This window comes from Streptomyces sp. NPDC052023 (assembly GCF_044548465.1).
Lineage (GTDB): Bacteria > Actinomycetota > Actinomycetes > Streptomycetales > Streptomycetaceae > Streptomyces.
The window spans coordinates 644,852-664,457 of sequence record NZ_JBIUBW010000002.1; the positions used below are offsets into that span (position 1 = coordinate 644,852).

Consider the following 19,606-nt stretch of genomic DNA (forward strand, 5'->3'; position numbering starts at 1 on the left):
CCCGGCACCACATCGGTGCCGGGGCGTGCGGACGTTCGGGCGGACGCACTGGAGTGTCGGTGCGGCCCGATAGGCTGAACGCATGACGCGAGCCGAGCAGCCAACGGCCCATCACCCGGCCCCCGACGAAGCACTGGTCGCGGACTCCCGCGAGCGGGCCGTGCGCGCCCTGCTGCGCCGCCCACAGCTGAAGAGGTTGTGGAGCGCGCAGCTGGTCAGCGGCGTCGGCGACGTGCTCGCGCTCCTGGTGCTGGTCCTCCTCGTCCTCCAGGCGGCGATCGCCGACGGGTCGTTCGGCGGCGGATACCGGGGCGTGGCCTTCGCGGTGGCGGCCGTCTTCGGGGTGCGCGTTCTCGCGACCCTGCTCTTCGGCGCCGTACTTCTCGGCCCGCTCTCCTCGCTGACCTCGCAGGACGGCCCGCTCGACCGCCGCTGGACCATGGTCGGGGCGGACGGGCTGCGTGCCGCGCTGCTGATCATCGCGCCGCTGTGGATCGACTGGACGCCCGACGACGCGCTCGCCCTGTTGCTGGTGACCGTGTTCGTCACGGGCGTCGCCGAGCGGTTCTGGACGGTGTGCCGCGAGAGCGCGGCGCCCGCGCTGCTGCCCGAGCCACCGCCGGAGGGCGCGACGGTACGGCCGCTGCCGGACCACATGGACGCGCTGCGCCGCCTGTCCCTGCGTACGACCTTCGTGGCCGTGCCCCTCGCGGCCGCCGCCCTGGTCGTCGCCGGATTGTTCAACAACCTGCTCGGTGCCGGGATCGACTGGTTCGGCGAGCACCAGGCGGCCCTCGCCTCGTACGTCGCGGCGGGCCTGTTCGCCGCGTCCCTGTCGGTCCTGACCTTCCTGGAGGTGCCCGGCACGCGCACGCCGCGCGCGCGGTCCCCGCTGGAGGGGCTGCGCCGTCCTCGCACGGCCGGGGGCGCCGACAACGGCCGTACGGGCGCCATGCCGCTGCTCGTGCTCGCCTGCGCGGCCGTCGCCGGCGCGGTCGCCGCTGTCGTGGCGGTGTCCGTCCTGCATGCCAAGGACCTGGGCGGCGGCCCGGTGACGTACGGGCTGCTGGTGTGCGTGCTGACCGGCGGTGTCGCCGCCGGTATCCGTACGGCGCCGAAGGTGATGGTGTCGCTGTCGCGGCGCCGGCTGCTGGCGCTTGCGATCGCCTTCACCGGCGTCGCGCTGCTGGCCGCCGGGCTCGTCCCGGACGTCGCCACCGTGCTGCTGATCGTCGCGCTGGCGGGCGCGGGCGCGGGTGTGGCCGCCAACACGGGGCACACGCTGCTCGACCAGGAGGCCGAGGACTCCCGGCGGGCCCGCACGACCGAGCACCTGCACGCGGTGGTGCGGGTCTTCGTGGCGCTCGGCGTGCTGATCGCGCCCCTGGTCGCGGCGCTGATCGGGCCGCACCGGCTGGAGAACGGCAAGTTCGTGTTCGCGCACGGCGGTGCCGCGTTCACGCTGATGCTGGTCGGTGCGCTGCTGCTGCCGGTGGCCGCGCTGGTGCTGGCCAAGCTCGACGACCGCTCCGGGGTGCCGCTGCGGCAGGACGTGCGCCACGCGTTGCTCGGCGGCGACGACCCGGAGCCGACGCCCGCCACCAGCGGGTTCTTCATCGCCCTGGAGGGCGGCGACGGCGCCGGCAAGTCCACCCAGGCCGAGGCGCTCGCCGAGTGGATCAGGGCCAAGGGCCACGAGGTCGTGCTGACCCGAGAGCCGGGGGCCACGCCGGTGGGCAAGCGGCTGCGCTCGATCCTCCTCGACGTCTCCAGCGCCGGTCTGTCGCACCGCGCCGAGGCGCTGCTGTACGCGGCGGACCGCGCCGAGCACGTGGACACCGTGGTGCGGCCCGCGCTCGAGCGCGGCGCGGTCGTGATCTCCGACCGCTACATCGACTCCTCGGTGGCCTACCAGGGGGCGGGTCGCGACCTGTCCCCGACCGAGATCGCCCGTATCAACCGCTGGGCGACCCACGGCCTCGTACCGAACCTGACCGTCCTGCTGGACGTCTCGCCGGAGGCCGCGCGCGAGCGGTTCACGGAGGCGCCGGACCGGCTGGAGTCGGAGCCGGCCGAGTTCCACGCGCGCGTACGGTCCGGTTTCCTCACGCTGGCCGCGGCCGACGCCGGGCGGTATCTGGTGGTGGACGCCGGGCAGGAGCCCGAGGCCGTCACCACCGTGATCCGGCACCGGCTCGACCAGCTGCTGCCGCTGTCCGAGGCCGAGGTGAAGGCCCGGGAGGAGGCGCGCCGCAAGGCCGAGGAGGAAGCCCGCCGCAAGGCCGAGGAAGAGGCCGCGCGCAAGGCCGAGGAGGAGCGCCTGGAGCGGGAGCGCCAGGAGCAGCTCGCCCGGCTGCGCGCCGAGGAGGAGGAGCGCAAGCGGCGCGAGCTGGAGGAGGCGCAGCGGCGCGAGGCCGAACGGCAGGCGGAGGAGGCCCGGCAACGGGCCGAGGAGGCACGCCGCCGCGCCGAGGAGGAGCGGCTGCGGCTGCTCGCCGAGGAACAGGCGCGGGCCGAGGAGGAAGCGCGCCGCAAGGCCGAGGAGGACCGGCGCCGGCAGCAGGCCGAGGAGGAGGCCCGGCTGCGCGCCGAGGCCGAGGAGCGCCGCCTGGAGAAGCAGCGCAAGGCCGAGGAGGCGCTGCTGCGGGCCGAGGAGGCGCGCCGGGCGGCCGAGCAGGCCGCGTCGGCGGCAGCGGCGGGGCCCCGGCCGGCGGCTCCCGTGACGCCCGCGGCCCCGGCGGACGCGGCGACCGTGCCGACGCCGGTGGTGACGCCGACCAACGCTTCCGGCGGGCCCGTCGAGGACACGGCGGTCCTGCGCCCGGTGCGGCCCGAGCCGCAGGACCCGGACGCCCGGGCCGGCGCCGGTGGGCCCGACGCCGAGGTGACCGCGGAGCTGCCGCAGCCGGGGGTGACGCCGGGGGCGGCGGACGAGACGGCCGTGCTGCCGCCGGTGGAGCAGCGGCGTGGGGCGGGAGAGCCCTCGGGTGCGGTGGACGAGACGGCCGTGCTGCCGTCCGTCGGACCGTCGGGTGCGGTGGACGAGACGGCCGTGCTGCCGCCGGTGCGGGGTGAGGATCCCGCCGACCGGGTGCCGCCGGGATTCTTCCGGGACGAGCGGCCGGGAGCGGGTCCGGACGGGACCGAGGACCGTACGCGGGAGCTGCCGCAGGTCGACGCCGACGGCAGGCCGCAGCGGCGGCCGCGCCCGGACTGGGCCGAGGAGACGCCGCTGGACGATCTGCCGTCGCTGGCGGACGAGCTGCTCGGGCCGCACGAGGACGGGTACGACGACGAGCGGGACCGGCACGGCGGGGGCCGCGGGCGCTGAGGCAAGGCGGCCACGCGGGCCGGAGAGCCGACGCTCACCTGCCCGCGAGGGAGGCGGCGCCCCCGGTGGGCCAGGGCCGGCCGGCGTTGTCAGTGGCCGCCCGCACAATGGAGGGCGTACCGCGGAGTGTGACGGAAGGGTGGCGTGACCCATGAGCGTGTGGGACGACCTCGTCGGGCAGGAGAGGGTGAGCGAGCAGCTCACCGCCGCTGCCCGGGACGCCGACGCGCTGGTCACCGCCGCCGCGGCCGGCGCCCCGCCGCCGGAGGCGTCAAGGATGACGCACGCCTGGTTGTTCACGGGACCACCCGGAGCGGGGCGGACGCAGACGGCGCGGGCGTTCGCGGCGGCGTTGCAGTGCGTCAGCCCGGACCGCGCGCTGGGCGGCGCCCCGGGGTGCGGATTCTGCGACGGGTGCCATACGGCGCTGGTCGGCACGCACGCCGACGTCTCCACGGTCGTCGCGGTGGGCGCGCAGATTCTCGTGGACGACATGCGGGACACGGTCCGCAAGTCCTTCACCTCACCGGCCAACGGGCGCTGGCAGATCATCCTCGTCGAGGACGCCGAGCGGCTGAACGATAAGTCGGCCAACGCCGTCCTCAAGGCGGTCGAGGAACCCGCCCCCCGCACGGTCTGGCTGCTGTGCGCCCCCTCGATCGAGGACGTCCTGCCCACCATCCGCTCCCGCTGCCGCCACCTGAACCTGAGCACGCCCTCGGTGGAGGCCGTCGCGGACATGCTCGTACGCCGTGAGGGCGTCGAGCCCGACGTGGCGGCCGCCGCTGCCCGCGCCACCCAGGGGCACGTCGACCGGGCACGCCGCCTCGCCACCGACCCGGCGGCACGAGAGCGCAGGGCGGCCGTTCTGAAGCTGCCGCTACGCGTCGACGACGTCGGTGGGTGCCTCAAGGCGGCCCAGGAGCTGGTCGACGCGGCCGCGGAGGACGCCAAGCAGCTCGCCGAGGAGGTCGACGTCAAGGAGACCGAGGAGCTGAAGGCGGCGCTGGGCGCGGCTCAGGGGGGCCGGTTGCCGCGGGGCACGGCGGGCGTGATCAAAGACCTGGAGGACAAGCAGAAACGCCGGCGCACCCGGACGCAGCGCGACAGTCTCGACCTCGCGCTCACGGACCTCACCGCCTTCTACCGCGACGTCCTCGCCCTGCAGCTCGGCTCCCGCGTCGCGCTCGCCAACACGGACGCCGAGGACGCGCTGGAGCGCCTCGCCCGGGGCAGCGCACCCGAATCCACCCTGCGCCGCATCGAGGCAATCGGCGCGTGCCGGGACGCGCTCGACCGGAATGTGGCGCCGTTGCTCGCCGTGGAGGCGATGACCATGGCGCTCAGAGCGGGTTGAGCCGACGCGGCACGCGGTCACACCACAGCATCAGCGCCGCGTGACCGGTCACGGGGGACGACCATGCCCGCCTGCTCACTCACCGCGGGCTACTCCTTCCCTCGCCGCGAACGACGCCTCACCACCGCGCGGGACTGACTGCCTCACCCACCGCGAACGAGGCCCCACCACCGCGCGGGACTGACTGCCTCACCCACCGCGAACTACTACCGCACGCCGGCGCGAACGGCTGCGGAACCCCCGCGACCGGCTGCCCCCCGCGACCCCTGCCTGCCTCACCACGCTGGACCAGCTCACCCCCCGCTCACCTCCGTTGACGACATCCCTCGTCCGTGGGACATCCGTGGGACAGCGCGTACTCGTCCGAGGCACAAGCCGTACACAGTGCACCCAGACGATCGCACAGCGTTACGCTCGCGGGATGCACACAAGGCGCACCCACCGCAGGTCCAGGACCGTCTTCAGCGTCAGGTCCCGCACCGGAGCCACCTTCCTCGCCCTCGCGGCGCTTGTCGTATCCGCCTGTTCCTCCAGCAGCTTGACGAGTTCCGCCAGCTCTCCGGCGGCCCAGGCGGCGCTCGCGGCGCTGCCCGAGACGACGTCGTCCGCCCTGGCGCGGTACTACGGCCAGAAGCCGGGCTGGCGTTCCTGCGGTGTCCCCGGCTTCGAGTGCGCCACGGTGCGGGCGCCGCTCGACTACGCGAGGACCGACGCCGGGGACGTGCGCCTCGCGGTGGCCCGGAAGAAGGCCACGGGGCCGGGCAAGCGGCTGGGATCGCTGCTGGTGAACCCGGGCGGGCCCGGCGGTTCGGCGGTCGGCTACCTCCAGACGTACGCCGGGATCGGCTACCCGCAGGAGGTGCGTGCCCGCTACGACATGGTCGCGGTCGATCCGCGCGGAGTCGCCCGCAGCGAGCCCGTCGAATGTCTCGACGGTCCGGGCATGGACGCGTACACGCAGACGGACGTCACGCCCGACGACCGGCGCGAGGTCGACGGGCTGGTGAAGGCGTACCAGGGCTTCGCCGAGGGGTGCGGCGCGGATGCGCCCGAGCTGCTGCGGCACGTCTCCACTGTCGAGGCGGCCCGGGACATGGACATCGTGCGGGCGGCGCTGGGGGACCAGAAGCTGACGTACGTCGGGGCGTCGTACGGGACGCTCCTCGGTGCGACGTACGCCGGGCTCTTCCCGAAGCGGGTGGGGCGGCTGGTGCTGGACGGCGCGATGGACCCGACGTTGCCGGCCCGCCGGCTGAACCTGGACCAGACGGCCGGGTTCGACACGGCGTTCCAGGCCTTCGCGACGGACTGCGTACGGCACAAGGACTGCTCGCTGGGAGGCCGCGGGGCGAAGCCGGCCCAGGTCGGCCGGAACCTCAAGGCCTTTTTCGACAGGGTCGACGCCAAGCCGCTGCCCGCGGGTGACGCGGCGGGCCGCCGCCTGACCGAGTCGCTGGCCACGACGGGCGTGATCGCGGCGATGTACGACGAGGCGGCCTGGCCGCAGCTGCGCGAGGCGCTGACGGCGGCGATGAAGGAGAACGACGGGGCGGGCCTGCTCGTCCTGTCCGACGGCTACTACGAGCGGGACGCCGACGGCCGGTACTCGAACCTGATGTATGCCAACGCCGCCGTGAACTGCCTGGACCTCCCGCCCTCCTTCGACACCCCGGACGACGTCCGCAAGTCGCTGCCCGCCTTCGAGAAGGCGTCTCCCGTCTTCGGTGAGTCCCTCGGCTGGGCCGCCCTGAACTGCGCGTACTGGCCGGTCGCGCCCACGGGCGAGCCGCGCCGGATCGAAGCGAAGGGCGCGGCGCCGATCGTCGTGGTCGGCACGACCCGCGACCCGGCGACGCCGTACCACTGGGCCCGGGGCCTGTCCCGCCAGCTCTCCTCCGGCCGCCTCCTCACCTACGACGGTGACGGCCACACCGCGTACGGCCGCGGCAGCACGTGCATCGACCGTACGATCAACGCGTACCTCCTGCGGGGCACCGCGCCCGCGGACGGAAAGCGCTGCTCCTAGAGCCGCCCCCGGCCCCGGAGCTCCCTGCTCCGGGGCCGGTGCGGAGCACCCCCGGAAACTGTGTAGACTTACCGACGTTGCTGATCGCACCATAGTGCGGACAGCGCGCCGCCTTAGCTCAGATGGCCAGAGCAACGCACTCGTAATGCGTAGGTCTCGGGTTCGAATCCCGAAGGCGGCTCAGTGGCAAATCCGTCGGTCAACGGCGGTACGTGATGAGGCCCGGTCAAGATCATTGACCGGGCCTCACGCGTAGCGATCTCCAGCCGTGAACGGGCCCGTCTTGGGGGCTACACACTTGTCGACGACGGTCTTCTCGCCGGCTGCCGAGCCCTCCAGGCAGAGCCGCCCACCCTTGTCACGGAGGTCGAGGAAGAACCGCGTGGCTGCACCGGACTGCTTGAGGTCGTGGATGCGCTCGTCGATGTAGCCGAGGTCGTTCAGGATCGCCTCGACCTTGGTGGGGGTGGGTTTCACCAGGCCCCACAGCGCCTGGGCGATGCGCTCTTCATGGAGGTGGCTCGCGCACCAGTCACGAGCGTTCAACTCCACCTCCGGCCCCGCCGTGGGGGCGATGGGCTCGATCGCGTCGCTCGGCGGTGTCTCGATCCCACCGGAGTGCCGTGTCTCCGCCGGGCCGGTAGGCGGCGCCTCTGGCGGGGCGCTCGGGGGACACGACCGCGCGATCTTGTCCAGCATCTCTGTGAAAGCCGTCTCGGGCCCGTCTCCGATGGCGTTTGCGGGCTTGGTTTGCTCTCCGCCGGTGTTCGTCTTCTCGGTGCCGCAGGCGCCGAGTGTCAGCGCAGCAATGGCGGTGATCGCGAGGGTGAGCCGTAGGCGCCGCGAGGAGCGGGCGAATGTGCTGGTCAAGGCAGGAGTTCTTGTCATGCGCACAGTCTCCGATCAAGCCTCCCCCTGCACGTGAGTACGCGTACTCACATGGGGGAAGGAACTCGCTCATACTTCGATGAGACTCATACTTTGATGAGACTCATACTTCGATGAGACGTGACCAGACCTCAGCGAGACAGGACAATCGTTCAGGAAGCGGCGGGTCACGGCCGAGAGGTCGTCTCCCGCGTCGGTCAGCAAGGACGCGCCGTGTGTGGCGACCGCCGCCGCTGTCTGACAGGAGCGGGTCAGCGTGAAGGCTCTCCCCGGCATCGATCCGGCCCTGCCGACCGACTGGCACCCGAAGCGGGTCTGGTACACCTCCTACGGCTCGAACACGCATCTCGAGCGGCTCGCCTTCTATCTCAAGGGCGGTCAACCGCCTGGTGGGGCGCGGGCATACCCGGGGTGCCGCAATCCGGCGATGCCCTCCCGGTCGATTCCGGTGGAGCTGACCGGGGCCATGTACTTCGCCACCAGGTCCCCGGTGTGGGGCGGTGGCCGGGCCTTCTACGACCCGCAGGCCGGCGGCCGGGTGCTGGCCAGGGCCCACCTGGTGACCGCGGACCAGTTCTTCGACATCGCCGCGCAGGAGATGTACCGGGATCCGGGAATGGACCTCGATCTGGTCGACGTACTCACGAACGGGCGTGCCGTGCTGGGGGAGGGGCGCTACGAGACGCTGGTGTGCGCAGGTCAGGTCGACGGGCTGCCGGTGCTGACCTTCACCGCTCCGTGGCGGATGAACGAGGTGCGGTGGGTCCCGCCGTCGAGCGCCTATGTGAGGTTCCTGTCCTCGGGCCTGTTGTCGGCGGGCGCGTGGGACCTGGCGGCGGTCGCGTCGTACGTCGCCGCCTGTCCCGGCGCCTTCGGCCACTGGTCGGAGCAGGCTGTCGCCGACCTGCTGGCCTCCGGAGACCGATGAGCGGTGAGGGCGCGGGTCAGCCGAGGGTGCGGACGGGTGCGCCGGCGAGGTAGGCCTGGATGTTCTCGACCGCCTGGCCGTAGTAGCGCCGGTAGTTGGCCTGGGAGACGTAGCCGAGGTGCGGGGTGGCCAGGAGGCGGGGGGCCTGGCGCATCGGGTGACCGGCCGGCAGGGGCTCGGTGTCGAAGACGTCCACCGCCGCGCCCGCGATACGGCCCTCGTGGAGGGCCGCCAGGAGCGCCTCCTGGTCGATGATCGCCGCGCGGGAGGTGTTGACCAGGTGGGCCGTGGGCTTGAGGAGGGCCAGTTCGGCCGGGCCCACAAGGTTTCGGGTGCGGTCGCTGAGGGCCAGGTGGACGGAGACGACGTCGCTGGTCGCCAGGAGGTCCTCCTTCGAGGGGGAGAGGTGGACCCCGACCTCGTCCGTACGCGCCCTGGTGAGGTTCTGGCTCCAGGCCGTGACCTCCATGCCGAAGGCCAGGCCCACCCCGGCCACCCGGCTGCCGATCTTGCCGAGGCCGAGCAGACCCAGGCGGCGTCCGTGCAGGTCCGCGCCGACCGTGGACTGCCAGGGGCCCCCGGTGCGCAGGGCGGTGTGCTCCTGGACGATGCCGCGGGCCAGGCCCAGGATCAGGGCCCAGGTCAGTTCGACCGGCGGGGTGGAGGAGCTCTCGGTGCCGCACACGGTGACGTCGTTCGCGTGCGCGGCGGCGTAGTCGATCACCGAGTTGCGCATGCCGGACGCGACGAGGAGCTTGAGGCGGGGCAGCCGGCCGAGGAGCGAGGCGGGGAACGGGACGCGTTCGCGCAGGGTGACCACGAAGTCGAAGTCGGCGAGGACCGCTGCCAGTTCGTCCTCGGCCGGGAAGTGGTCGGGGAAGGTCACGACCTCCACGCGGTCGCCCAGCGGGGTCCAGTCGGCGACGGTGGTGGCGACGCCTTGGTAGTCGTCCAGTACGGCGCAGCGGTATCGCATGTCTCGTCCTCCCGGGGCCGGTGTCTCTCCCCAGGGTGGCGGGCGCGCCGCGCGGTTCGGACGCGGGCCCCCGTCGTTCACCTCTGCCGACCGGGGCCCACTGGCGTCCCGGACCCGGCCACGGCGGCGACACTCCCCCGAGCTGCGCGACGTACGCGCGCACCGTCGGGCCAGATCCGATGATGTGATCACATCAGGCCACACCAACGGATCGCTAACATGTGGCCAACGGTTTCCCGTGATGTGGGCCGGGGTTGGCGTGAAGCCGTCGGCCGGAAGCGGGAAACGGCCGTAGCGGTGGTGGCGGTGGTGCGTTCACCGGCCGGTACGGTGGCGGGTTCCGGTGGTGGCCGCCCGGGTTCGGGCGGCGGGAGGGCGCCGGGGCAGGGGCGGGAATCCGCCAGGAGTGGTCCGTCCCGTTGTGGTGGAGCGTGGCCCGGCTCGGGCCCGGGTTCAGGCGTGGGCGCATGCGTGGGAAGGCTGTGGGCGGTGTGATGCGGGGCGGGCCTCGGTTCGGACTGCGGTTCGGGCTGTTGGGGTCGCCTGTGCTGTACGAGCCCGGAGGCGGTGATGAGCCCGGTGGCGGAGATGGGCCCGGTGGCGGAGATGGGCCCGGTGGAGATGAACGTCCGGATACGTCGGCGGGTAATACCGGCGCAAGGGCGACTGCCGCCAGCGGAGCGGAGGACGCGCGGCCCCGTCCTGCCGTGCGGGACGTCAGTAGTCCGATGGCGCGTGTTCTCCTCGCCGCGTTGCTGCTCGACGCCGGGCGGGTCGTGCCCGTCTCCACGCTGAAGGACACCTTGTGGGGTGGCGCCCCGCCTGCCTCCGCGCACGCCTCCCTGCACAACCACGTCGCCCGGCTGCGCCGGATGCTCGATCATCCCGGGCGGCTGCGTGCCGTGCCGCCCGGCTATCTGCTGCAGGTCGCGCAGGGTGAGCTGGACGTCCATGTCTTCGAGGCGCACGTCGCCGCGGCGCGCGCCGCGCACGCGGGGCGGGAATGGGAACGGACGGTGCGCGAGTGCGTGCGGGCGCTCGCGCTGTGGCGGGGTGCGCCGCTGAGCGGGCTGCCGGCCGAGGTGGGCGGGTACGCGTTCGTGCAACGGCTGGTCGAGGCGCGGCTGCTGGTCCTGGAGTGGCGGTACGACGCCGAACTCGCCCTGGCGGCAGAGGGGGCGTCCGGGTGGGACCGGCTGGCCGGGCTCGTCCCGGAGCTGGCGGAACTCGCCGCCGAGTATCCGCTCCGCGAGGCCTACCACCGCCAGCTCATGCTCGCCCTGCACCGCACCGGCCGCCGAGCCGAGGCCCTCGCCGTCCATCGCGATCTCCGCTTGCGGCTCGTGGAGGAGTTGGGGGTCGAGCCGGGGGAGGGGGTGCGCGGGGCCCATGTGGAGGTGTTGCGGGGCCCTTCGGCAGAGAGGGGAGGGGCGGGGCGGAACGACTCTGGCGGCGCTGCGGTGTCCGGCGCAGGTGCGGCGCGGGCGGAGGCGGCCCGCCCGGTGTCGCGCGGCCCGGAGGCGGCCGGACCCGTGTCGTGCGGCCCGGAAGCGTGCGGCCCGGTGTCATGCGGCCCGGAGGCGGCCCGCCCGGTGTCGTGCGGACCAGAGGCAGCGGACCCGGCGCCATGCGGCCCGGAGGCGGCCGGACCCGCGCCGTGCGGCCTGGAGACGGGCGGCCGGGAGTCATGCGGCCCGGAGGCGGCCCGCCCGGTGTCGTGCGGCCCGGAGGCGGCCGGACCCGCGCCGTGCGGCCTGGAGACGGGCGGCCGGGAGTCATGCGGCCCGGAAGCGTGCGGCCCGGTGTCATGCGGCCTGGAGGCGGCCCGCCCGGTGTCGTGCGGACCAGAGGCAGCCGGCCCGGCGCCATGCGGTCCGGAAGCGTGCGGCCCGGCGCCATGCCGCCCGGAGGCGAGCCGGCCGGAGTCCGGCCGCCCGGCCCCGGGCGGACTCCGGCCGTCCCAACTCCCCCCACCACCCGCACACTTCTCCGGCCGCTCCGCTGTCCGCGGCACCCTGCTCCGGACCCTCACCCGGCCCGCTGCTCTCGCCGTCGTCACCGGCATGGCCGGCGTAGGCAAGAGCGCGCTCGCGCTGCATGCCGCGCACACACTGGCGGAACGTTTCTCCGATGGTCAGCTGTACGTCAATCTGCGCGGCGCCACCCCCGGCATGACCCCCCTCGGCTCCGGCCAGGCACTCACCGCGCTCCTGCGCGACCTCGGCGTCGAGCCCCGCCGCATCCCCGAACACCCCGATGCCGCCACCGCGTTGCTGCGCTCGCTGCTCGCGCCGACGCGCACGCTCCTGGTGCTGGACGACGCCGCGAGCGCCGCGCAGGTACGCCCGCTGCTGCCGGCCGGCGCCGGATGCGCGGTCATCGTCACCAGCCGTTCGCCGCTGACCGCCCTCGACGGTGCCCGGCGCTTCCCGCTGACGCCGCTGAGCGGCCCGGAGAGCGCGGCGCTGCTGCGCGCGGTGTCCGGACGGGACGGGCTCGACGCCGCTCACCCGCTCGTCGAGCTCACCGGCCGGCTACCGCTCGCCCTGCGGGTCGTCGCCGCCCGGCTCGCCGCACGCCGGGCACTCACACCGGACGTACTCGCGGATCAACTGTCCGCGACCGAAGGCAGGTTGCATCATCTGGAGTACGACGACCTGAGCGTACGGCGCTCCCTGGCCGTCGCCCACGACGCGCTCGCCGCGTCCGACCGCGAGGCCGACCGGGACGCCGCCCTCGCGCTGCGCCGCCTCGGCGCGCTCGATCTGCCGTCGTACGGCGCCCCCCTGATCGCCCGCCTCACCGGCACCGGCGAGCGCCGCGCCGAGGCCGCGCTGGACCGGCTGGTGGACGTGGCCCTTCTGGAGGAGACGGCGTACGCCCGCTACGCGCCCCACGATCTGGTCCGCGATTTCGCCCGCGAGCTGGCATCGGCAGGACCGCGCCATGGGGGAGCCGGCAGGGGCGGGGACGCCGGCAAGGGCAGCGCCCACCGCCTCGTCGACCGCGAAGAGCGCGAAGGCCCCGACGACGTCCAGGACTGGGTGGACCACGCTCTCCGCTGGTACGCAGCGACCGCCGAGCGCACCCTCACCGCCATCGTCGAACCAGGGCTCGACCAGGACGACCGCCGTCGCCCGACCGCAGCGCAGCCCCCCGGGCATGCGGTCTACGTGGCGACCGTTGCCCCCTTCGAGGGAGCCGAGGCGGCGTTCGCCTGGGCCGGCGGCGAGCTGTGCAACATCGTCGCGCTGGTCAAGGCCCATGCCGACGGCGCCTGTGAGCGCCGTACCGCCTACCTGTCCACTCTCCTGCGGCTGCTCGCCCCCTGTCTCCACCGCAGCGGCCGTATCCCCGAGATGGAGCTGCTCGGGCGCGCCGCGCTGAAGCTGGCGCGGCGGCTCGGGGACGCGGCGGCAGAGGCGACCGCGCTGGTCGATCTTGCCGGGATGCACTTCCTCACCGGCCGGCAGAACGAGGCGCTCGCGCTCAACGACGAGGCGCTGGCGATCTGGCGACGGCTCGGGGCCGTCTCCTGGATCCGCCGCTGTCTCAACAACCGCGGGCTGCTGCTCGAAGGCCTTGGACAGTACGCCGAGTCGGAGGACGCGCTGCGCCAGAGCCTCGGGTACTCGCGCCGGCTGAACGATCCGTACGGCGAGGCCGTGACGTACAGCCATCTCGGCAACCTGCACGAGCACACCGATCCTCGCGCCGCCATCGAGCACCACCGCCGCTCGCTCGCCCTCGGCGTCGGGATCGGCGCCGTCATCGTGCAGCACTCCGCGCACTGCAACATCGGCTACGCCCACCTCACCCTCGGCGAACCGGCCGCCGCCGCCGGGCACTTCGAGGAGAGCCTGCGCATCCTCGGCGGCCACGGCGACTGGCACGGCGAGTCCCGGACCCGGCTCGGACTGATCCGCGCGTTGCACCGGCTGGGCAGCACCGCCCGGGCCGAGCGCGAGTGCGCGGAGCTGCTGCGCCGCGCCGAAGCCCGCTCCGACCGGTACACCGGGGGGCTCGGCCGGCACCAGCACGGTCTGCTGCTGCGCGACCAGGGTCGTGAGGACGAGGCACGCGAGGCGTGGCGCACCGCCCTCGCCGATCTGGACGGCACGGACGAACGGGCGGTCGTCACGGAACTCCGGTCCCTGCTCTCGGGCGCTGCCTGATCACTTCGCGTCGGCATAGCACTCCACCACCGCCGTCGAGAACGGGAACCGCACCGGCGTCTCCCCGAACGTCAGCCTGGCCGCCAGCGCCCCCGCCTCCCGGATCGCCGCCACGACCGCCTCGGTCTCCGCCTGCGGGCAGTGCACGATCACCTCGTCGTGCTGGAAGAAGACCAGCTCGGCCGCCATGTCCGCGCAGGCGCGGCGCAGGGCGGCGAGCAGCAGCAGCGTCCAGTCGGCCGCGCTGCCCTGGACCACGAAGTTGCGGGCGAAGCGGCCACGGGCGCGGGCGTCGGTGGAGGCGTAACCGGGCACCCACTGCTGGGCGCCGGACTCCTCCGCCGCCGTGGTGACCGGGATGCCCGCCTCCTCCGCCGCGTCCTCGCCCGACCCTGCGGCCGGTGGGCAGGTCCGGCCGAGGAAGGTCCGGACCAGCCGCCCCTCCTCGCCTTCGCGGGCCGCGTCGTCGACGTACGCCACGGCCTTGGGGAAGCGGCGTCTGAGGGCGGCGAGGTTCTTCAGGCCGTCCCCGGAGGTCTGGCCGTAGATCGCGCCGAGCACGGCGAGCTTGGCCTGGGCGCGGTCGCCGGAGAAGGCGCGGTCGGAGACGGACTGGTAGAGGTCGGTCTCGCGGCCCGCCACCTCCATGAGGCCCGGGTCGCGGGAGATGGCCGCCAGCACGCGGGGTTCCATCTGGTCGGCGTCGGCGACGACCAGCCGCCAGCCGGGGTCGGCGACCACGGCACGCCGGATGACCTTGGGGATCTGCAGGGCGCCCCCGCCGTTGGTCACCCAGCGGCCGGTGACCGTGCCGCCCGCCAGGAACTCCGGCCGGAACCGCCCGTCACGCACCCAGTCCTGGAGCCAGGACCAGCCGTGGGCGACCCAGATGCGGTACAGCTTCTTGTACTCCACCAGCGGCTTGACCGCCGGATGGTCGAGGGACTCGATCTCCCAGCGCCGCGTGGAGCTCACCTTGATCCCGGCCTGTGCGAAGGCCTTGATCACGTCGGCGGGAAGATCGGGCCGCACCCGGCGCCCGAACGCGGCGGACACCTCGTCGGCCAGCTCGGCCAGGCGGCGCGGCTCGCCACCGCCGGCGTACCGCTCGCCGAGCAGTTCGTGCAGCACCTCGCGGTGCACCACGGCGCTCCACGGCACCCCCGTGCCGTTCATCTCGGCCGCCACCAGCATCCCCGCCGACTCGGCGGCCGTCAGCAGCCGCATCCGGTCGGGGTGCGCGGCACGGTCGTGCCGCCGCTGCTGCTCGGCGTACACGGCGAGCAGGTCCTCGAGGGGGAGGTGCGTGCCCTGGGGCTCGAAGAGCGGCGACTGCGCGCCCGGTTCGGCAGCGCGGGCCGGGGGGTCGGGCGGTACGGCGCCGCCGCGCAGCCGGGCCAGGGCGGCGGCGGCCGAGCGAGGTTCGCCGTACCGCCCCTCGTGGCCCAGCAGGAGGGTCTCGGCGTCCTCGATGTCGTAGCACCGCTCCACCCGCACCCCCGCGGCGAGCAGTCGCGGGTAGACCTCGGCGGTGGACCGCCACACCCACCGCGTGACGTACGGCCGGCTGCGCACCGCCTCCGCCAGGTCCCCCTCCCGCCGCACCGGCCCCGCGGGCAGCCCTCCCGGACCGAGGGGGGCGACGTCCACGCCACCGTCCTCGGCCGGAGCGAGCGCCCACCGATCGGCCATGCCTGCGAGTGTCGCAGCAGGGTCTGACAACGGGCGGGTTCTCCCTGCGGGCCCGGCTCCCCTCAGCTCCCCCCAGCAGCCTCCCCCGCGCCCCCCTCCCGCTCCCGCACCAGCTTCTCCAGTGCCTCCGTGACGTAGCGCTCCACCCCTTCCTTGGTGATGCCGAGACCGGAGAGCAGACCTTCGCCGTTCTCGAACTCCAGGAGGGCCAGCAGGAGGTGCTCGGTGCCGACATAGTTGTGGCCGAGGCGGAGGGCCTCGCGGAAGGTGAGTTCCAGGACCTTCTTGCTGTCCGAGGCGTACGGGACGAGTTCCGGGCCCTCCTCCGCGGCCGGCGGGAGCGCGGCGTTCGCCGCCTCGCGGACCGCGTCCAGGCTGACGCCCTGTGCCGTGACGGCCAGCGCGGCCAGCCCTTCCGGCTCGGTGAGCAGGCCCAGGACGAGGTGCGCGGGCAGGCCCTCGGAGTGGTGTGCCGCCTTGGCCGCTTCGTGCGAGGCCACGACCACCTTCCGCGCGCGGGGGGTGTAGCGGCTGAAGCCCTGGCTCGGGTCCAGGTCCGTGGACTCCTTCGGCACGAACCGCTTCTGCGCGGCCTGCCGGGTGACGCCCATGCTCTTGCCGATGTCCGTCCAGGACGCGCCGGAACGCCGGGCCTGGTCCACGAAGTGGCCGATCAGGTGGTCGGCGACGTCGCCCAGGTGCTCCCCGGCGAGCATCGCGTCCTGGAGCTGCTCGAGGGGTTCGTCGTGCACCTTCTTGATGGCGGCGATGAGGTCGTCGAGACGGATGGATGACGTGAAGTCGGGGCTCTTCGTCATGCGTCAACCGTAGGTTGACAGTCAGGGAGCGTCAACCCTGAGTTGACGGCAATCCGCATGACACGATCCCACCGTGGACACCAGCACCGTCGACCGCGCCTTCCGGGCCGCCCTCTACGCCTCCGCCGACGACCACGCCGCCCTCGACACGGGCGCGTCCCTGCTCGCGGCCGACCCGGCGGCGGACGGGGAAGTCACCCGGCGGGGCGTCGAGTTCGTCGCCGGGGCCTGGCGCCGTGGCTGGCAGCCCGCCGACGTCGTACGGATCGTCCGCCGCGAACTGGACGACGTACACGAACGCCTCGTAGCCGCGCTGATCCTCGAACAGGCCCCGCACGACCGCCCGCGCGGCCCCCGCTGGGCGGCGCAGCTGGCCCAGCTCGCCGACGACGCTCCCGCCGCCCCGGCCCGCCCCGACCGCTTCACGCACGCCACGGCCCTCCTGGAGCTGTACCGCGTCCTGCTCCGCCTCCCCACCCTCGAGGACCTGGACGAGCCGCAGACTCAGGGGGAGACGCGAGCCGGGCGCACGATCACGACCACGCCGCAGTCGTCCGAGTCCCGCATGCTGACCCGTATCCGCGCCCTCCTGGCCAAGGCCGAGGCCACCGAGTTCCCGGACGAGGCGGAGGCCCTCAGCGCCAAGGCGCAGGAACTGATGGCGCGGCACAGCATCGACGAGGCGCTCCTCGCTGGTCAGGCACAGGGCGGGGCCGGGCCGACGGCCTGGCGGATCGGCGTCGACCAGCCCTACGAGCAGGCCAAGGCGGTGCTGCTGGACGCGGTCGCCACCGCCAACCGCTGCCGCGCGGTGTGGAACGAACCCCTCGGCTTCTCCACCGTCGTGGGTTTCGAACCGGACCTGGAGGTGGCCGAACTCCTCTACACCTCGCTCCTGGTGCAGGCCACGACCGCGATGACCAAGGCCGAGGCCGCTCAGCGCGCGGGCGGCCGCAGGCGCACGAAGACGTTCCGGCAGTCCTTCCTCGCCGCCTACGCCCACCGCATCGGGATCCGGCTCGCCTCGGCCGCCGAGGAGGCCGCCGGACAGGCGGCCGAAGAGGCTGCCGGAGAGGCCGCGGGGCAGGCCGGCGCCGAAGACCGGCCGGACGGTGGCCTGCTCCCGGTCCTGGCCTCCCGCGAGGCGGCGGTCACCGAGCGGACCGAGAGCATGTTCCCGGAGACGACCACGACGCGGCTGCGCGGAGTGACCGACGCGGCGGGCTGGACGGAGGGATCACGCGCGGCCGACCGGGCGGAGGTCAGAACCCGCCGCCGGCTCGGCTGACCCGCGTGCGGGCGGAGCGTCCTCAGTCGCCCGCCTGCTGGAACGCCCCCACCGAGGCCTCCGGCGCGTCCCCTTCGACGAGCACGACGGGACCGTACGACCACGCGAAGCCCCGCGTCTGCGGAGCGCCCGGCAGGCCGATCTTCAGCCTCGTGACGTCGAGGCTGCCGGCGCCGCCCGTCTCGCCCCGTACGTACGTGATCGTGAACGTCGCCGCCGTGCCCTCGGCGAGCGTCAGCTTCTGCGCCTGGGCCGCCTCTTCCTCCGGCACGGTGACGGAGCCGGCGTCGGCCTGGAGTCCGACGGTGGGGAATCCGTCCAGGGTGCACTCGGCGCCCTGGTTGGTGACCGTGACAGGAATGTTGCCCGTGTCCCCGGCGACGGGCGCGGCATTGGCGGGGCCGACCTCCACGCCGACCTCGTCGAGCACGCAGGCGGACGTGTCCTGGCCGCCGTCCTCGGCTTCGCCGCCGCTGTCACCGCCCCCGCAGGCGGTCAGCAGCAGGGTGGCGGCGAGGGCGGCGGAGCCGACGGTGAGCGATGTGGCGCGCATGGATGGGTCCCCTGGGTTCGTGACGATTCCCCTGGATCATCACGTACGCGGGCGCCGTACGGTCACCCGGCCCGTCCCACCGGCGTCACCTCACGAGCCGAGCCCCGGGGTGGGCAGCCCCGGCGGCAGCTTCCCGCCCTCCGCCTTGGTGTACGTCTCCTGGCCGAGGCCGCCGTCCCACGTCACCTTCAGGCTCTCGGCGCTGACGGAGTCGACCGTGCCGGTGCTGCGCTCGTCCTCGCCGTTCGAACAGGTGAGCTGGATCGTCCGGTTTCCGGATGCCTCGCCCACGCGACCGCTGCAGACGACGCCGCCGGTGGCGAACAGCCCGGCGGACTCGCCGGTGACCACCAGTGCCACCGCCTGACCCTCGCTGGTGGCGAGCCAGCTGCCCTCCAGCTTCCCGGCAGCCGCGGTCGGTGAAGCCCCACTTCCGCCGCTGACCGCCGACGACGTGCCGGGGCTCGGCGTCGAGCCGCCCGGATCCGAGTCCGAGCCGCCGCCCCCGCTGCAGGCGGTCAGCGTGACCGCCCCCACCACGACCGCGGCCACGGCCACGATCCGCACCCGCCCGCGCATCGCACCGTGCGCGTGGCCCGCCGAAGTCGTCGCGGAAGTCACTGCATGCCCCCAGAGGTGAGCCGGTAGCCGAACGGCCGCACGAGCCGCGCGGCCGTCCGGCGGACAGTCGCACAGCGGTACTTCCGTACAGCCGTACTTGCCGTACTGCCGGATGACAGCACAGCCACACAGCCGGACAACAGCACAGGCGGACAACAACACAGCGGTACGACCACATGGCCGTACAGCCACACAGCCGGACAACAGCACAGGCGGACAACAACACAGCGGTACGACCACATGGCCGTACAGCCACACAGCCCGACGACCACACAGCCCGATAACCGCACGGCCATATCGCCCTACGGACACACAGCCACATCGCCCTACGACCTCACGGCCGTACTTCCTTCAAGCCCTCTTTCCACAAAGCCCGACTGCCACAAAGTCCTATCGCCATATGGCCCTATCGCCACAAAGGCGCACGGCCTTACAGCCCTACATCCTGACGATCGCAGCAAGCTACCAGCACGTAACCCCGCCTGCCAGGGCCGGCCGACCCGTTTAGGTAGGAGATTCCCTACGCTTGACTCGTAGGGGATCTCCTACCTATCTTCGGGTCCATGAGCAATCCCACGAACATCACCCACGCTTCCTTCCTGACGCTCCCCGTCACCGACCAGGACCGGGCCCTGCGCTTCTACACGGAGGTGCTCGGGTTCGAGGTCGCCGCCGATCTGCTGATGCCGCCCGGCCGCTGGCTCCAGGTCGCGCCGCGCGGTGCGCAGACCGTCTTCACGCTCTCCGGCCCCGGGATGGGCGGTTTCGAGCCCGGTTCCGCCCGGGGGATCATGTTGGTCACGACCGATGTCGACGCCGACTGCGCCCGGCTCGCGGAGGCGGGCGTCCAGGTGGAGGGCCCGGACGACCACCCCTGGGGGCGCATGGCCGCCTTCCGCGACCCCGACGGCAACGGTCTGATGCTGCTGACGGAGAAGGAAGGCTTCTGACGA

Annotated in this window: 13 protein-coding genes and 1 tRNA gene; 8 read left to right on the forward strand and 6 right to left on the reverse strand. The window is 73.5% G+C overall.

Annotated elements, in window-relative coordinates:
• The first annotated feature begins 82 nt into the window (after positions 1–82).
• The 4 genes from tmk (at position 83) to ACIHCM_RS07070 (ending at position 6,895) form a co-directional block, all read left to right on the forward strand.
• On the forward strand, positions 83–3,331 hold the full coding sequence (gene tmk / locus ACIHCM_RS07055; protein ID WP_399890284.1) for a dTMP kinase: 3,249 nt from the start codon (positions 83–85) through the stop codon (positions 3,329–3,331).
• Positions 3,332–3,482: 151 nt separating this feature from the next.
• Positions 3,483–4,688, forward strand: coding sequence for a DNA polymerase III subunit delta' (locus tag ACIHCM_RS07060; protein WP_399890287.1), 1,206 nt, complete (start codon positions 3,483–3,485; stop codon positions 4,686–4,688).
• 421 nt (positions 4,689–5,109) lie between these two features.
• Positions 5,110–6,714, forward strand: a complete 1,605-nt coding sequence (locus ACIHCM_RS07065) for an alpha/beta hydrolase (protein ID WP_399890290.1) — start codon at positions 5,110–5,112, stop codon at positions 6,712–6,714.
• Between the two features lie 107 nt (positions 6,715–6,821).
• Positions 6,822–6,895 (forward strand) — tRNA-Thr (locus tag ACIHCM_RS07070).
• Positions 6,896–6,960: 65 nt separating this feature from the next.
• Here the strand turns inward: ACIHCM_RS07070 and ACIHCM_RS07075 are convergent.
• Entirely contained in the window at positions 6,961–7,584 is a 624-nt protein-coding gene (locus ACIHCM_RS07075; protein WP_399890293.1) for a hypothetical protein, read from the reverse strand.
• A gap of 274 nt (positions 7,585–7,858) precedes the next feature.
• Here ACIHCM_RS07075 and ACIHCM_RS07080 point away from each other — a divergent pair, with 274 nt between their 5' ends.
• Positions 7,859–8,530 (forward strand): histone deacetylase, encoded by a 672-nt coding sequence (locus ACIHCM_RS07080; RefSeq protein ID WP_399890296.1) that lies wholly within the window; start codon positions 7,859–7,861, stop codon positions 8,528–8,530.
• A 16-nt stretch (positions 8,531–8,546) separates the two neighbouring features.
• On the opposite strand, the gene ACIHCM_RS07085 is transcribed toward ACIHCM_RS07080, so the two are convergent.
• Positions 8,547–9,506: a D-2-hydroxyacid dehydrogenase family protein gene (locus ACIHCM_RS07085; protein ID WP_399890299.1), complete on the reverse strand. Its 960-nt coding sequence runs from the start codon at positions 9,504–9,506 to the stop codon at positions 8,547–8,549.
• A 728-nt stretch (positions 9,507–10,234) separates the two neighbouring features.
• Between ACIHCM_RS07085 and ACIHCM_RS07090 the strand changes: the two genes are divergently transcribed.
• The gene (locus ACIHCM_RS07090; RefSeq protein WP_399890302.1) at positions 10,235–13,681 is read left to right on the forward strand and encodes a BTAD domain-containing putative transcriptional regulator; all 3,447 of its coding nucleotides are present in this window, start codon (positions 10,235–10,237) and stop codon (positions 13,679–13,681) included.
• Here ACIHCM_RS07090 and ACIHCM_RS07095 read toward each other — a convergent pair whose 3' ends face one another.
• Both ACIHCM_RS07095 and ACIHCM_RS07100 read right to left on the reverse strand, forming a co-directional pair.
• Complete coding sequence (locus ACIHCM_RS07095) at positions 13,682–15,373, reverse strand: bifunctional 3'-5' exonuclease/DNA polymerase (protein ID WP_399890305.1); 1,692 nt, start codon at positions 15,371–15,373, stop codon at positions 13,682–13,684.
• Positions 15,374–15,435: 62 nt separating this feature from the next.
• Complete coding sequence (locus ACIHCM_RS07100) at positions 15,436–16,191, reverse strand: Clp protease N-terminal domain-containing protein (RefSeq protein WP_399890308.1); 756 nt, start codon at positions 16,189–16,191, stop codon at positions 15,436–15,438.
• A gap of 73 nt (positions 16,192–16,264) precedes the next feature.
• On the opposite strand from ACIHCM_RS07100, the gene ACIHCM_RS07105 reads away from it, so the two are divergent.
• Entirely contained in the window at positions 16,265–17,479 is a 1,215-nt protein-coding gene (locus ACIHCM_RS07105) for a DUF2786 domain-containing protein (RefSeq protein WP_399890311.1), read from the forward strand.
• 22 nt (positions 17,480–17,501) lie between these two features.
• Here the strand turns inward: ACIHCM_RS07105 and ACIHCM_RS07110 are convergent, their stop codons facing one another.
• The gene (locus tag ACIHCM_RS07110; protein WP_399890314.1) at positions 17,502–18,032 is read right to left on the reverse strand and encodes a DUF4232 domain-containing protein; all 531 of its coding nucleotides are present in this window, start codon (positions 18,030–18,032) and stop codon (positions 17,502–17,504) included.
• Between the two features lie 90 nt (positions 18,033–18,122).
• Positions 18,123–18,653 (reverse strand): hypothetical protein, encoded by a 531-nt coding sequence (locus ACIHCM_RS07115; protein WP_399890317.1) that lies wholly within the window; start codon positions 18,651–18,653, stop codon positions 18,123–18,125.
• Positions 18,654–19,216: 563 nt separating this feature from the next.
• On the opposite strand from ACIHCM_RS07115, the gene ACIHCM_RS07120 reads away from it, so the two are divergent.
• Complete coding sequence (locus ACIHCM_RS07120; RefSeq protein WP_399890320.1) at positions 19,217–19,603, forward strand: VOC family protein; 387 nt, start codon at positions 19,217–19,219, stop codon at positions 19,601–19,603.
• Positions 19,604–19,606 lie beyond the last annotated feature (3 nt).

Coding starts and splice junctions, on each gene's coding strand:
- ACIHCM_RS07100 (WP_399890308.1), bottom strand. CDS start 16,191: ATGACGAAGAGCCCCGACTTCACGTCATCCATCCGTCTCGACGACCTC.
- tmk (WP_399890284.1), top strand. CDS start 83: ATGACGCGAGCCGAGCAGCCAACGGCCCATCACCCGGCCCCCGACGAA.
- ACIHCM_RS07120 (WP_399890320.1), top strand. CDS start 19,217: ATGAGCAATCCCACGAACATCACCCACGCTTCCTTCCTGACGCTCCCC.
- ACIHCM_RS07085 (WP_399890299.1), bottom strand. CDS start 9,506: ATGCGATACCGCTGCGCCGTACTGGACGACTACCAAGGCGTCGCCACC.
- ACIHCM_RS07110 (WP_399890314.1), bottom strand. CDS start 18,032: ATGCGCGCCACATCGCTCACCGTCGGCTCCGCCGCCCTCGCCGCCACC.
- ACIHCM_RS07090 (WP_399890302.1), top strand. CDS start 10,235: ATGGCGCGTGTTCTCCTCGCCGCGTTGCTGCTCGACGCCGGGCGGGTC.
- ACIHCM_RS07065 (WP_399890290.1), top strand. CDS start 5,110: ATGCACACAAGGCGCACCCACCGCAGGTCCAGGACCGTCTTCAGCGTC.
- ACIHCM_RS07095 (WP_399890305.1), bottom strand. CDS start 15,373: ATGGCCGATCGGTGGGCGCTCGCTCCGGCCGAGGACGGTGGCGTGGAC.
- ACIHCM_RS07060 (WP_399890287.1), top strand. CDS start 3,483: ATGAGCGTGTGGGACGACCTCGTCGGGCAGGAGAGGGTGAGCGAGCAG.